General features: G+C 68.5%; 12 protein-coding genes. 6 read left to right on the top strand and 6 right to left on the bottom strand.

What is annotated here, in order from left to right; all coding sequences use genetic code 11:
* Positions 1 to 64: 64 nt before the first annotated feature.
* Positions 65 to 1,042 carry a heme o synthase gene (locus tag AC1RS9_RS00745; protein WP_006945342.1) on the bottom strand — a complete coding sequence of 326 codons (978 nt, stop codon included), beginning with the start codon at positions 1,040 to 1,042 and terminating at the stop codon, positions 65 to 67.
* A gap of 121 nt (positions 1,043 to 1,163) precedes the next feature.
* Here AC1RS9_RS00745 and tkt point away from each other — a divergent pair, with 121 nt between their 5' ends.
* From tkt to pgl, 6 genes are read left to right on the top strand one after another with little or no spacing between them, the layout of a single operon-like run.
* Positions 1,164 to 3,311 (top strand): transketolase, encoded by a 2,148-nt coding sequence (tkt, locus tag AC1RS9_RS00740; protein ID WP_136788390.1) that lies wholly within the window; start codon positions 1,164 to 1,166, stop codon positions 3,309 to 3,311.
* 7 nt (positions 3,312 to 3,318) lie between these two features.
* Positions 3,319 to 4,440: a transaldolase gene (gene tal / locus AC1RS9_RS00735; protein WP_074039352.1), complete on the top strand. Its 1,122-nt coding sequence runs from the start codon at positions 3,319 to 3,321 to the stop codon at positions 4,438 to 4,440.
* Entirely contained in the window at positions 4,437 to 6,068 is a 1,632-nt protein-coding gene (locus tag AC1RS9_RS00730; protein WP_131941065.1) for a glucose-6-phosphate isomerase, read from the top strand. Before tal ends, AC1RS9_RS00730 begins: the two co-directional genes overlap by 4 nt.
* Positions 6,065 to 7,621 carry a glucose-6-phosphate dehydrogenase gene (zwf, locus tag AC1RS9_RS00725; RefSeq protein WP_115296203.1) on the top strand — a complete coding sequence of 519 codons (1,557 nt, stop codon included), beginning with the start codon at positions 6,065 to 6,067 and terminating at the stop codon, positions 7,619 to 7,621. Before AC1RS9_RS00730 ends, zwf begins: the two co-directional genes overlap by 4 nt.
* Positions 7,618 to 8,544 (top strand): glucose-6-phosphate dehydrogenase assembly protein OpcA, encoded by a 927-nt coding sequence (locus AC1RS9_RS00720; protein WP_006945474.1) that lies wholly within the window; start codon positions 7,618 to 7,620, stop codon positions 8,542 to 8,544. Before zwf ends, AC1RS9_RS00720 begins: the two co-directional genes overlap by 4 nt.
* Complete coding sequence (pgl, locus tag AC1RS9_RS00715) at positions 8,541 to 9,269, top strand: 6-phosphogluconolactonase (protein WP_006945379.1); 729 nt, start codon at positions 8,541 to 8,543, stop codon at positions 9,267 to 9,269. The genes AC1RS9_RS00720 and pgl overlap by 4 nt, the downstream gene beginning before the upstream one ends.
* 90 nt (positions 9,270 to 9,359) lie before the next feature.
* On the opposite strand, the gene secG is transcribed toward pgl, so the two are convergent.
* The 5 genes from secG to whiA all read right to left on the bottom strand — a co-directional run bounded on the left by secG (position 9,360) and on the right by whiA (position 13,912).
* Positions 9,360 to 9,602 (bottom strand): preprotein translocase subunit SecG, encoded by a 243-nt coding sequence (gene secG, locus AC1RS9_RS00710; RefSeq protein ID WP_006945467.1) that lies wholly within the window; start codon positions 9,600 to 9,602, stop codon positions 9,360 to 9,362.
* A 76-nt stretch (positions 9,603 to 9,678) separates the two neighbouring features.
* Positions 9,679 to 10,473 (bottom strand): triose-phosphate isomerase, encoded by a 795-nt coding sequence (tpiA, locus tag AC1RS9_RS00705; protein ID WP_006945363.1) that lies wholly within the window; start codon positions 10,471 to 10,473, stop codon positions 9,679 to 9,681.
* 89 nt (positions 10,474 to 10,562) lie between these two features.
* Complete coding sequence (locus AC1RS9_RS00700; RefSeq protein ID WP_006945461.1) at positions 10,563 to 11,759, bottom strand: phosphoglycerate kinase; 1,197 nt, start codon at positions 11,757 to 11,759, stop codon at positions 10,563 to 10,565.
* 12 nt (positions 11,760 to 11,771) lie between these two features.
* A complete protein-coding gene (gene gap, locus AC1RS9_RS00695) occupies positions 11,772 to 12,779 on the bottom strand; it encodes a type I glyceraldehyde-3-phosphate dehydrogenase (RefSeq protein WP_136788391.1) in 1,008 nt (335 codons plus the stop codon).
* A 155-nt stretch (positions 12,780 to 12,934) separates the two neighbouring features.
* Entirely contained in the window at positions 12,935 to 13,912 is a 978-nt protein-coding gene (whiA, locus tag AC1RS9_RS00690) for a DNA-binding protein WhiA (RefSeq protein ID WP_038570925.1), read from the bottom strand.
* Between the last annotated feature and the right edge of the window lie 62 nt (positions 13,913 to 13,974).

The raw sequence follows: 13,974 nt of genomic DNA, 5'->3' as shown, positions 1-13,974 counted from the left end.
GGCCTCACCAGATGGTGGGGCCCGCTTCGTCAGTGAGTCGATGCGTTTCGGTGACTCGGTGTGATCAGCGGATGACCGCGTAGTACCAGATCGGGTCGAGGGCGACGCCGATGAACAGCAGCGTCAGGTAGCTGATCGAGTAGTGGAACAGGCGCATCGGCTTGAGCACCGAGTACGGGGCGCCTTCCTTTGCGCGCTTGAGCAGCATGTGCGCCTCGAGCAGGAACACGGCGCCGGAGACGACGGCGATGACGGCGTAGATCCATCCCATGGGCGCGATCGGGATGAGCGCGAGCGACGTCAGCACCGTCACCCACGAGTAGGCGACGATCTGCTTGCCGACGGTCACGTCCTCGGCGATGACGGGCAGCATGGGGACGCCGGCGTTCGCGTAGTCGTCCTTGAACCGCATCGACAGCGGCCAGTAGTGCGGCGGCGTCCAGAAGAAGACGACGAGGAAAAGCACGAGCGCCGACCACGACACCGAGTTCGTGACGGCGGACCAGCCGATGAGCACCGGCATGCATCCGGCGACGCCGCCCCACACGATGTTCTGCGACGTGCGGCGCTTCAGCAGGATCGTGTAGAAGCCCACGTACAGCACGATGGCGCCGAGCGAGAGCCATGCGCTCAGCCAGTTGACGAGCAGCCCCAGCCACAGTGTCGCGGCGACGCCGAGCACGAGGCCGAAGATCAGCGCGGCCCGCGGCGTGATCGCCCCCGTGACGAGCGGTCGCCCCTCGGTGCGGTGCATGAGCTTGTCGATGTCTCGATCGAGGTAGCAGTTGAGCACGTTCGCCGAGGACGCCGACAGCGTGCCGCCGACCAGCGTCGCGACGATGAGCCATGCCTCCGGTACGCCGCGCTCGGCGAGAAACATCACCGGGAACGTCGTGACGAGCAGCAACTCGATGATGCGCGGCTTCGTCAGCGCGACGTAGTCGCCGATCTTCGCCTTGAGCGAGCGGTCACCGACGGGGCCTGTGGCCTCGCGGTTCGGCACGGTCGTGTCCTGTTCGAGCGCTGTCACGGTGTCCTTCATCGGTGCGATCGGGGCAGACGGACGAGGGTCCGTCTCAGGCCAGTCTACTCAGGGTGACTCGCGACCTCGACGAGGACTAGGCTCGCTTCGAGTTCGATTCCGACACGAAGGAGCCAGACCCGTGACCACGGATCAGTCCACCCCCGAGCGTTCCGACGCACTCGCCCTGCCGAAGGCTGACAAGGCCGGCTGGAGCGACATCGACGTCCGGGCCGTCGACACGGCCCGCCTGCTGGCCGCCGACGCTGTCCAGAAGGTCGGCAACGGCCACCCTGGCACCGCGATGAGCCTGGCACCCGTCGCCTACCTCATCTACCAGAACCTCATGACGTACGACCCCACCGACACCGAGTGGATCGGCCGCGACCGTTTCGTCCTGTCCTGCGGTCACTCCTCGCTCACGCAGTATGTCCAGCTCTACCTCTCCGGTTCGGGCCTCGAGCTCGACGACCTGAAGGCGCTTCGCACGTGGGGTTCGAAGACCCCCGGCCACCCCGAGGTGCACCACACCAAGGGCGTCGACATCACGACGGGCCCGCTCGGATCGGGCCTCGCCTCCGCCGTCGGCATGGCGATGGCGCAGCGCCGTCAGAAGGGTCTGTACGACCCGAAGACGCCGGCCGGCGAGTCGCCGTTCGACCACCACGTCTACGTCATCGCCTCCGACGGCGACATCATGGAGGGTGTGACGGCCGAGGCCAGCTCCCTCGCCGGTCACCAGCAGCTCGGCAACCTGACCCTCGTCTATGACGAGAACTACATCTCGATCGAGGACGACACGAACGTCTCCTTCTCCGAGGACGTCGCCAAGCGCTACGAGTCGTACGGCTGGGACGTGCGCGTCGTCGACTGGCGCGCCTCCGCGAAGGACGGCGGCAAGTACACCGAGGACGTCGACGCGCTGTTCGAGGCGATCGAAGAGGGCAAGAAGGTCACGGACAAGCCGTCCATCGTCATCCTGCGCACGATCATCGCCTACCCCGCGCCGACGAAGCAGAACACGGGCAAGGCCCACGGTTCCGCGCTCGGTGAGGACGAGATCAAGGCGACGAAGGAGCTGCTCGGCTTCGACCCGGAGCAGACCTTCGAGGTCGAAGACGCCGTCATCGCGCACACCCGCAAGGCGATCCAGCGCGGACAGGCCGCTCACGCCGAGTGGACGAAGAAGTTCGACGCGTGGAAGTCGGCCAACCCCGAGGCGGCGGAGCTGCTCGAGCGCGTCCAGGCCAAGAAGCTGCCGGCGAACTTCGACGAGGCCCTCCCGGTCTTCGAGGCCGACGCCAAGGGCATCGCCTCCCGCGCCGCGTCCGGCAAGGTGCTCAACGCACTCGCCGACGTCGTGCCCGAGCTGTGGGGCGGTAGCGCCGACCTCGCCGGCTCGAACAACACGACGATGGACAATCAGCCGTCGTTCATCCCCGAAGAGCGTTCGACGAGCACGTGGAAGGGCAACCCGTACGGCCGTACGCTGCACTTCGGCATCCGCGAGAACGCCATGGGCATGATCCTCAACGGCATCGAGCTCGAGGGCCTGACGCGCGCGTACGGCGGCACGTTCCTCGTGTTCTCCGACTACATGCGCCCCGCGGTGCGCCTCGCCGCCATCCAGCAGATCCCGTCGACGTTCGTGTGGACGCACGACTCGATCGGCGTCGGTGAGGACGGCCCGACGCACCAGCCGATCGAGCACCTGAGCGCGCTGCGCGCCATCCCGAACCTCAACGTCGTGCGCCCCGGTGACGCGAACGAGACGGCTCAGGCGTGGAAGAAGATCCTCGAGACGACGGATGCCCCGACCGGCCTCATCTTGAGCCGTCAGGAGCTGCCGACGCTCGACCGCTCCGAGTTCGCGTCCGCCGAGGGCACCACCAAGGGCGGCTACGTTCTCGCCGACAGCGAGGGCGAGCCGAACGTCATCCTCGTCGCCACGGGGTCGGAGCTGTCGCTCGCCGTCGAGGCGCGGAAGGAACTCGAGGCCAAGGGTGTTGCCACCCGTGTGGTCTCCATGCCGTGCCGCGAGTGGTTCGACGCACAGGACGACTCCTACAAGGAAAGCGTGCTGCCGAAGAACATCAAGGCGCGCGTCGCCGTGGAAGCCGGCCACCCGATGAGCTGGTACGACATCGTCGGCACGGACGGTCGTGTCGTCGGCATCGACCACTTCGGCGCCTCGGCCGACGCCAAGACGCTGTTCACCGAGTTCGGTTTCACGCCCGCGAAGGTCGTCGAGGCCGCCGAAGCATCCATCGCAGCTGTCGAAGGAAAGTGATTCATCCATGACTCAGAACGCCAACACCCAGGCCTTGTCCGACGCGGGCGTCTCCATCTGGCTCGACGACCTCAACCGTCCGATGGTCACCGGTGACGAGCTGTCGAAGCTCGTCGAGACGAACAACGTCGTCGGTGTCACCTCGAACCCGACGATCTTCGCGACGGCCCTGTCCGACGGCTCCGCCTACAACGAGCAGGTCGCCGAGCTGGCAGCAGCCGGCCAGGGCGTCGACGAGGCCGTCTTCGCGATCACGACGAAGGACGTCATGGCCGCGTGCGACATCCTGCGCCCCGTCTACGACGCGACGAACGGTGAGGACGGGCGCGTCTCCATCGAGGTCGACCCGCGCATGGCGCGCGACACCGAGGGCACCGTCACCATGGCGAAGCAGCTGTGGGAGACGATCGGGCGCGAGAACTGCATGATCAAGATCCCGGCGACGGTCGAGGGTCTGCCCGCGATCAGCGCCGTGCTCGCCGAGGGCATCAGCGTCAACGTCACGCTGATCTTCTCCCTCGACCGCTACCGCGGCGTCATGAACGCCTTCCTCACCGGCCTCGAACAGGCCCGTGAGAACGGCAAGGACCTGTCGAAGATCCGCTCCGTCGCCTCCTTCTTCGTCAGCCGCGTCGACACCGAGTTCGACGCGCGTCTCGACGCCGTCGGCACCGACGAGGCGAAGGCCCTCAAGTCGAAGGCCGGCATCGCCAACGCGCGCCTCGCCTACCAGGCGTTCGAGGAGGTCTTCTCGACGCCGCGCTGGCAGACCCTCGCCGACGACGGCGCGCACGTGCAGCGTCCCCTGTGGGCCTCGACGGGCGTCAAGGACCCGAGCCTGCCGGACACGCTGTACGTGACCGAGCTCGCCGCGCCGAACACGGTCAACACGATGCCGCCGAAGACGCTCGCCGCGCTCGCCGACCACGGCACGGTCGAGGGCGACCGCATCTCCGGCACCTACGACGAGGCGAAGGCGACGATGGACGCCCTCGAGCACGCCGGCGTCTCCTACGCCGACGTCGTCGACAAGCTCGAGACCGAGGGCCTCGACAAGTTCGAGAAGTCCTGGGAAGAGCTGCTCGGCTCCGTCCGTTCCGAACTCGAGAAGGCAGGCGAGAACAAGTGACCTCCTCCGGTGTCAGCCTCGGCACCGTGGGTGCCGGGGCGGCAGCGATCGACGCTGCCGTCCCGGCGCTCGTCGCCGAGAAGTTCGCGAGCCGACTCTTCGCGCAGGATCCCACGCTGTGGGGTTCCGACGCCGAGTCCGAAGCCGCGAAACGACTGTCCTGGGTGGGCCTCGCCCGCTCATCCCGTCCTCTCGTCGGTGAGATCGACGCGCTGCGCGAGAAGTTCACCTCCCAGGGCCTGACTCGCGTCGTCCTGTGCGGCATGGGCGGTTCGTCGCTCGCGCCGGAGGTCATCTGCGCGACCGCGGGTGTTCCGCTCGTCGTGCTCGACTCCTCCCAGCCCGACATGGTGCGCACCGCCCTCGCCGAGGACCTCGAGCACACCCTCGTCGTCGTCTCGTCGAAGTCGGGCTCGACGGTCGAGACCGACAGCCAGCGTCGCGTGTATGAGCAGGCGTTCGAGGACGCGGGCATCGACCCGACCGAGCGCATCGTCATCGTCACCGACCCGGGTTCGCCGCTCGACGAGAGCTCGCGTGCCGGCGGCTTCACCGTCGTCAACGCCGACCCGAACGTCGGCGGGCGCTACTCGGCTCTCACCGCCTTCGGTCTCGTCCCCTCCGGCCTCGCCGGCGCGGACGTCGAGGCCCTGCTTGACGAGGCCGAGTCCGTCACGGACCTGCTCGCCGAGGACGACGGGGCCAACCCGGGCCTACAGCTGGGCGCCGTGCTCGGGGGCACCTCTCCCCTGCGCGACAAGGTGATCCTCGCCGACGCCGGGACGCAGATCCCGGGCTTCGGTGACTGGATCGAGCAGCTCATCGCCGAGTCGACGGGCAAGGACGGCAAGGGCCTGCTGCCCGTCGTCGTCGGGCGTGACGAGCCCTCGAGCCTCGCCGCGGACGAGAACCTGGTCCTGCTCACGGCCGAGGACGACGAGCGCACCCCTGAGGGCGACTCCGTCACGACCGTCTCGGGTTCGCTGGGCGCGCAGATGCTGCTGTGGGAGGTCGCGACGGCCGTCGCCGGCCGCCTCATCGGCATCAACCCGTTCGACCAGCCGGACGTCGAGTCGGCGAAGGCCGCGGCGCGCGAACTGCTCGACGCGGGCATGGGCGCCGCTGATGCTCCTGCGTTCGTCGACGGCGCCGTTGAGGTTCGCACGGCGGGCCCCGACTTCCTCGCGGGCGCCGACACGCTCGATGCGGCGCTCCAGGCGCTCGTCGCACAGCTGACGCCGACGGGTTACCTCGCCGTCATGGCCTACCTCGACCGTCTCGCCGACACCGAGCTGGCCGCGACGCGCGCGCCGCTGCAGAGTGCGCTGGAACGACCCGTCACCTTCGGGTGGGGCCCGCGCTTCCTGCACTCGACCGGCCAGTACCACAAGGGCGGCCCGGCGAACGGTGTGTACCTGCAGATCACGACCGTCCCCGGCGAGGATCTCGCCGTGCCCGGGCGCGACTTCACCTTCGGGCAGTTCTGCGATGCGCAGGCCGGTGGTGACGCCTCCGTCCTCGCCGACCACGGCCGGCCCGTCCTGCGGCTGCACCTCGCCGACCACGACGCGGGCCTGAAGCAGGTCGTCGCGGCCCTGACGAAGATGTCCGGAGGCGAGGCTCGGTGACGCCGCCGACGGAGATCTCCAAGGGCCACAACCCCCTGCGTTCCAAGGAGGACAAGCGCCTGCCCCGCATCGCCGGGCCCTGCAGCGTCGTGCTCTTCGGCGTCACGGGTGACCTCGCCCGCAAGAAGCTCATGCCGGCCATCTACGACCTGTTCCACCGTGGTCTGCTGCCACCCGGTTTCTCCCTCGTCGGCTTCGCCCGACGTGACTGGGAGGACCAGGACTTCATGCAGATCGTCAAGGAGTCGGTCAAGGAGCGTGCGCGCACGGGCTACGACGAGGAGGTCTGGACCAACCTCGCCGACGGCATCCGTTTCGTCCAGGGCACCTTCGACGACGCCTCCGCCTTCGAGAACCTGGCGAAGACGCTCAAGGAACTCGAGGACAGCCGCGGCACTGAGGGCAACACGGCCTTCTACCTGTCGATCCCCCCGGGATCGTTCGCGCAGGTCTGCGAGCAGCTCGAGACGGCCGGCCTGACGAAGCCGAGCGAGACGAAGCCGGACGCGTGGCGCCGCGTCGTCATCGAGAAGCCCTTCGGGCACGACCTCGAGAGCGCGCGCGAGCTCAACGCGATCGTCGAGAGCGTCTTCCCGCCCGACTCGATCTTCCGGATCGATCACTACCTCGGCAAGGAGACGGTGCAGAACATCCTGGCGTTCCGTTTCGCCAACCAGATGTTCGAGCCGATCTGGAACAACAACCACGTCGACCATGTGCAGATCACCATGGCCGAGGACATCGGCATCGGTGGCCGCGCGGGCTACTACGACGGCATCGGGGCGGCGCGCGACGTCATCCAGAACCACCTGCTCCAGCTGCTCGCCATCACGGCGATGGAGCAGCCGCTCACCTTCGACGCGAAGGATCTACGCACGGAGAAGGAGAAGGTGCTCGCCGCGGTGAAGCTGCCGCAGGATCTCGCGGCCTCGACGGCTCGCGGGCAGTACGCCGAGGGCTGGCAGGGCGCGGAGAAGGTGCCCGGCTTCCTGCAGGAGGAGGGCATCAAGCCCGACTCGCAGACCGAGACGTACGCCGCCGTCAAGCTCGGCATCAACACGCGGCGTTGGGCGGGTGTGCCGTTCTACCTGCGCACCGGCAAGCGCCTCGGCAAGCGCGTCACCGAGATCGCCGTCGTATTCAAGAACGCGGTGACCCCGTTCGACGAGAACCAGACCGAGGAGCTCGGCCGCAACGCCATCGTCATCCGGGTGCAGCCCGACGAGGGTGTCACGATGCGGTTCGGTTCCAAGATTCCGGGCTCGAACGGCTTCGAGGTGCGCGACGTGACGATGGACTTCGGCTACGGCTCGGCGTTCACCGACTCGAGCCCCGAGGCGTACGAACGTCTCATCCTCGACGTGCTGCTCGGCGATCCGCCGTTGTTCCCGCGGCACGAAGAGGTCGAGTTGTCGTGGAAGATCCTCGACCCGATCGAGAACTTCTGGGCCTCGATGGATGCGCAGCCCGATCAGTACGAGTCGGGCACGTGGGGGCCGCAGAGCTCCGACGACATGATGGCCCGCGACGGACGCCACTGGAGGATGCCGTGATCGTCAACCTGGACAAGACGTCGACGACGGAGATCTCCAAGAAGCTCGTCCAACTGCGCAACGAGGTCGGCTCGATGACGATCGGGCGTGTCATGACGCTCGTCGCCGTCTGCCGCGGTGAGGACGTCGAGGAGTCGCTGCACGTCGCGGCGGAGGCCACGCGTCTGCACCCGAGTCGCATCATCGCGCTCGTCGCCGACCCGGATGCCGCCGACGCGTGGCTCGACGCCGAGATCCGTCTCGGCGGCGACGCCGGTGCATCCGAGATCATCGTGCTGCGTCTGCACGGTGACCTCGCGCAGCACGGCGCGTCGGCCCTGACGCCACTGCTGCTCGCCGACTCCCCCGTCGTCGCGTGGTGGCCGATGGAGGCCGACGAGAACATCGGTGAGACCCCGATCGGTCGGATGGCGCAGCGTCGCATCACCGACGCGTCGCTGTCGGCCGACCCGCGCAGCGAGATCCTGCGCCGCGCGATGCACTACACCGCCGGCGACACGGACATGGCGTGGGCCCGGACGACGCGCTGGCGCGGCCTGCTCGCGGGGGCACTCGACGTGCCGCCGTACGAGCCGGTCACGAAGGTCATCGTCACCGGAGCGAGCGACTCGGCCTCCACCGACCTGCTCGGCGGCTGGCTCGGCGTCGAACTCGGCTGCCCGGTCGAGCGTCGACTCGGTGAACCCGGTCTGGGCCTCATCAGCGTCGAGCTGGAGCGTGCTTCCGGCCCGATCCTGCTGACGCGTCACGGTGAGCAGGCGATCCTGAGCCAGCCCGGCCAGCCGGACCGTCAGATGGCGCTGCAGCGCCCGGACGCGGTCGCATCCCTCGCCGAGGAGCTGCGGCGCCTCGACAAGGACGAGGTCTACCGTGACGCCCTCGTGCGCGGCCTGCCGAAGCTCGCCGCCGAGGACGACGCGTGAGCGCTGCGAACGTCGAACGACGCGTGGCGGCGACGAAGGCTGATCTGGCCGACGCGATCGCCGAACGCCTGCGGGAGGTCATCGCCGACGCGGTGGCCTCCCGGGGCGTCGCCCACGTCGTCCTGACGGGCGGGTCGATGGGTGAGGCGAGTGCGCGAGCTCTCGCCTCCCTCGACGACATCGACTGGGCGCACGTGCACCTGTGGTGGGGCGACGAACGGTTCCTGCCCGCGGGGGACGCCGAGCGCAACGAGACGCAGGCTCGGGTGGTGCTCATCGACGTCGTCGGCGTGCCCGCGGCGAACGTGCACGCCATGGCGGCGTCGGACGGCCCGGACGGTGACGACCTCGACGCGGCCGTTGCGCGTTACCGCGACGAGCTGGCCACGGTGGCGCCACGGTTCGACGTCGTCATGCTCGGGATGGGTCCGGACACGCACGTGGCGTCCCTGTTTCCCGGGCACGCGACGACACGCGTCGACGACACGAGCGTCGTGGCGGAGAACGACTCCCCCAAGCCGCCGCCGCAGCGCATCAGCCTCACCTTCCCTGCGCTCAACGCGGCGCGCGAGGTGTGGCTCATGATCGCGGGGGCCGACAAGGCAGACGCGGTGCGCGCCGCGTCGACTTCGACGGATCGAACCGCTCACCCGGCCTCCGGCGTACACGGACGCGAACGCACGATCTGGTGGCTCGACGAGGCGGCAGCCGGGCCCGGCGCCTGAAGCACCCATCCAACGCGACGAAGCTCGTCACCTCCCGCTGGAGATGACGAGCTTCGTCGCGTCAGCGCTCATGGGCGCCGATGGAATCCGTCAGTTGAAGCGTTCGACGAGCCCCAAGCCGATGATGGCGAGGATCCAGATCGTCGCAGCGCCGACGGTGATGCGGTTGAGGTTGCGCTCAGCGCGCGAGGATCCGCCGAGGTTGGCGCCGGAGCCACCGCCGAACATGTCGGACAGACCGCCGCCGCTGCCCTTGTGCATGAGGATCAACAGCACGAGAAACAGGCTGCTCAGCACGAGCAGGCCCTGCAGCAGGATCTTGACAATGTCCACGAAGAAATCTCACCTCACGACGGGGCGGGCGTGAGCCCGCGCGAAATCAGCCCCCAGCGTACCGCGTGCCCGAGCCTCAGGCGTTCTGGTAGGTGCAGATGCCGATGAAGTCGTCAGCGACGAGCGACGCGCCGCCGACGAGGGCACCGTCCACGTCGTCCCCGGCCATGATCTCCGCGACGTTGCCCGGCTTCACCGAGCCGCCGTAGAGAACGCGGACCTTGTTCGCGAGTTCCTGGTCGAACGCGTCGGCGAGGGCGACGCGGACGGCGGCGCACACCTCCTGAGCGTCGGCGGGCGTCGCGACCTCGCCGGTGCCGATGGCCCACACGGGCTCGTAGGCGACGACGAGCGTCGACGCCTGCTCGGGCGTGAGACCGGCGACGGCGGCGCGCACCTGGGCGACGCAGTGCTCGACGTGCTCGCCCGCCTGACGGACCTCGAGCGGCTCACCGACGCACAGGATCGGCGTGAGGCCGTGACGGTACGCGGCCTCGACCTTCGCGCGGACGATCTCGTCCGTCTCACCGTGGTACTGACGGCGCTCGCTGTGACCGACGCACGCGTAGGTGCAGCCGAGCTTCGCGAGGAATGCGCCCGAGATCTCACCGGTGTACGCGCCCTCGTCATGCTGCGACAGATCCTGTGCGCCGTAGACGAGCTTGAGCTTGTCGCCGTCGACGAGCGTCTGCACCGAACGCAGATCGGTGAACGGCGGCAGGATGGCGACCTCGACGGCCCCGAAGTCGTGGCGCTTGTCCTCCAGGCCCCACGCGAGCTTCTGCACGAGGTGAGTGCCCGCGAGGTGGTCGAGGTTCATCTTCCAGTTGCCCGCCATGAGCGGCGTGCGCGTGTTCTTCGTCGAAGCCATGCCGGCTTCCCCTTTCACGTTGATCGGATACCGCGAACCCCGCCCCCGCCGAAGCGACGGAGGCGGGGCTCGCAGCTATGGAGGTCAGATCAGCCGAGCACGGAGATGCCCGGCAGTTCCTTGCCCTCGAGGTATTCGAGGCTCGCCCCACCACCGGTGGAGATGTGCCCGAACTGATCGTCGGAGAAGCCGAGCTGACGCACGGCGGCGGCCGAGTCGCCACCACCGACGACGGTGAGGGCACCGTTCTCGGTGGCCTCGACGAGCGCCTGCGCGACAGCCTTCGTCCCGGCGGCGAACGGCTCCATCTCGAACGCGCCCATCGGGCCGTTCCAGAACACCGTCTTGCAGTCCGTCAGCTTGCTCGCGTACAGCTTCGCCGACTCCGGGCCGATGTCGAGACCCATCTGGTCGGCCGGGATCGCGTCGATCGAGACGACCTCGTGGCCCTTGTCGGCCGCGAACTCCGGCGCGACGACGACGTCGCTCGGCAGCACGATCTCGACGCCCAGCTCCTTGGCCTTCGCGATGTAGCCCTTGACCGTCTCGATCTGCTCGGTGTCGAGCAGGCTCTTGCCGACCTCATGCCCCTCGGCCGCGAGGAAGGTGAACACCATCCCGCCGCCGATGAGCAGCCGATCCGCGGTCTGCATGAGGTTCTCGATGACGGCCAGCTTGTCGGCGACCTTCGCGCCACCGAGGACCACGGCGTACGGACGCTTCGGGTTCTCGGTGAGCTGCTTCAGCACCTCGACCTCGGTCTTGACGAGCCCACCCATCGCCGACGGCAGCAGCTGCGCCACGTCGTAGACGGACGCCTGCTTGCGGTGCACCACACCGAAGCCGTCGGAGACGAACACGTCCGCCAGTGACGCGAGCTGCTCGGCGAACTTCTTGCGCTCGGCCTCGTCCTTGCTCGTCTCGCCAACGTTGAAGCGCAGGTTCTCGAGCAGGGCGACGTCGCCGTCACCGAGGGATTCGACCGTGGAACGCGCCGAGTCGCCGACCGTGTCGGTGGCGAACGCCACGTCCTGACCGAGCAGTTCCGACAGGCGCCCGACGACGGGCTGCAGCGAGTACTTCGCCTCCGGCTCGCCCTTGGGGCGGCCCAGGTGCGCGACGACGACGACGCGAGCGCCGGCCTTCGTCAGCTCCTGGATCGTCGGGACCGATGCGCGGATGCGGCCGTCGTCGGTGATCGTCGAACCGTCGAGCGGGACGTTGAGGTCGCTGCGCAGCAACACTGTCTTGCCGCGCAGATCACCCAGATCGCTGATGGACTTCACGCCTGACCCCGATCAGAGGGAGGAGCCGACGAGCGTGGTCAGGTCGACGAGGCGGTTGGAGTAACCCCACTCGTTGTCGTACCAGCCGACGACCTTGACCTGGTTGCCGATGACCTTCGTCAGACCGGAGTCGAAGATGCAGGAGGCCGGGTCGGTGACGATGTCCGTCGAGACCAGCGGGTCCTCGGTGTACTGCAGGTAACCCTTGAGCGGGCCCTCGCTCGCGGCCTTCTTGACGATCTCGTTGACCTCTTCGACGGTCGTCTCGCGCGGAGCCTCGAACGTCAGGTCGGTCGCCGAGCCTGTGGGGGTCGGCACACGCAGCGCGTAACCGTCGAGCTTGCCCTTGAGCTCCGGCAGCACCAGCGCGACGGCCTTGGCGGCACCCGTCGAGGTCGGAACGATGTTGATCGCGGCGGCGCGGGCGCGACGCGGGTCGCTGTGCGGCGCGTCGTGCAGACGCTGGTCACCCGTGTAGGCGTGGATCGTCGTCATGAGGCCACGCTCGATGCCGAGGCCGTCGTTGAGAGCCTTGGCCATCGGGGCGAGGCAGTTCGTCGTGCACGAGGCGTTCGAGATGATCGTGTGCTTCGACGCGTCGTACTGGTCGTCGTTGACGCCCATGACGATCGTGATGTCCTCGTTCTTCGCCGGGGCGGAGATGATGACCTTCTTCGCGCCACCGGTGAGGTGCGCCTTGGCCTTCTCGGCGTCCGTGAAGAAACCGGTGGACTCGATGACGACGTCGGCGCCGACCGAGGCCCAGTCGAGCTTCGCCGGGTCCTTCTCGGCGAACGCGGCGATCTTCTTGCCGTCGACCGTGAGGGAGTTCTCGTCGTAGGAGACGTCGCCGGCGAAACGGCCGAGGATCGAGTCGTACTTGAGGAGGTTGGCGAGCGTCTTGTTGTCGGTGAGGTCGTTCACCGCCACGATCTCGACGTCTGCGCCCGAGGCCTTCACGGCCCGGAAGAAGTTGCGGCCGATGCGGCCAAAGCCATTGATACCAACGCGGACGGTCACTTGAGGACCCTGCCCTTCCCTAGGAATCGAGTGCTCACGCGCCCAGAAAGGCGCGAGGTCTTTCAACACCTCCACCCTATGACACGCAGGCGGGCCGCGGGGCACCGCGGGGCAGGTTACCGGTCAGTCAGGCCGCTGAACGGGGCGCGGCAGGGTCAGTCGTCCTCGAGCATGTCGGGCGTGAGGTTCGCGTCGGTGCCGGGGATGCCCTGATCGGCGGCGCGCTTGTCGGCCATCGCGAGCAGCCGGCGGATGCGTCCGGCGACGGCGTCCTTCGTCATCGGTGGGTCGGCCAGGGCGCCGAGCTCCTCGAGGCTCGCCTCCTTGTGCTCGATGCGCAACTCACCGGCCTGACGAAGATGATCGGGTACGTCCTCGCCGAGGATCTCCATCGCCCGCGCGACGCGGCTGCCCGCGGCGACGGCAGCGCGCGCCGAACGGCGCAGGTTGGCGTCGTCGAAGTTCGCGAGACGGTTCGCGGTGGCCCTCACCTCACGGCGCATGCGGCGTTCCTCCCACACGAGGCGCGCGTCCTCGGCGCCCATGTGGGTGAGCATCGCGCCGATCGCCTCGCCGTCACGGATGACGACGCGGTCGACGCCGCGCACCTCACGCGCCTTTGCGGGCACACCCAGCCGGCGCGCCGCGCCGACGAGGGCGAGGGCGACTTCGGAACCGGGACAGGTGATCTCCAGCGACGACGAACGGCCCGGCTCGGTGAGCGAACCGTGGGCGATGAACGCGCCGCGCCACGCGGCGGCGGCGTCGTCGAGGGTGCCGTTGACGATCTTCGGCGGCAGCCCGCGCACCGGGCGGCCCTTCGCATCGACGAGGCCGGTCTGCACGGCGAGCTCGGGCTTGGCGACGCGCACGAGATACGTCGTCTGACGACGGATGCCGCCGGCACTCATGACGGCGAGCTCGCTCGTGTGACCGTAGAGCTGCGTGATGTTCGTCCGCAGACGACGCGCGGCGACGCCGGTGTCGAGCTCCGCCTCGACGACGACCCGCCCGGCGACGAGGTGCAGCCCGCCGGCGAAGCGCAGCATGGCCGCGACCTCGGACTTGCGGGTCTGCTGCGGCGTCACCACCACCCGGGCCAGCTCGTCCTTGACCGCTGCCGTCATCGCCATGTCGTCGTGCACCTTCCTCGTCGATCGCCCTGCGGGACGAAGGATCTATTGTGCCGAACGCG

Source organism: Dermacoccus sp. MPR-E5, from assembly GCF_058809565.1.
The sequence above is the reverse complement of the archived record's forward strand: the minus strand, read 5'-3'. Positions and strand labels throughout refer to the sequence as shown.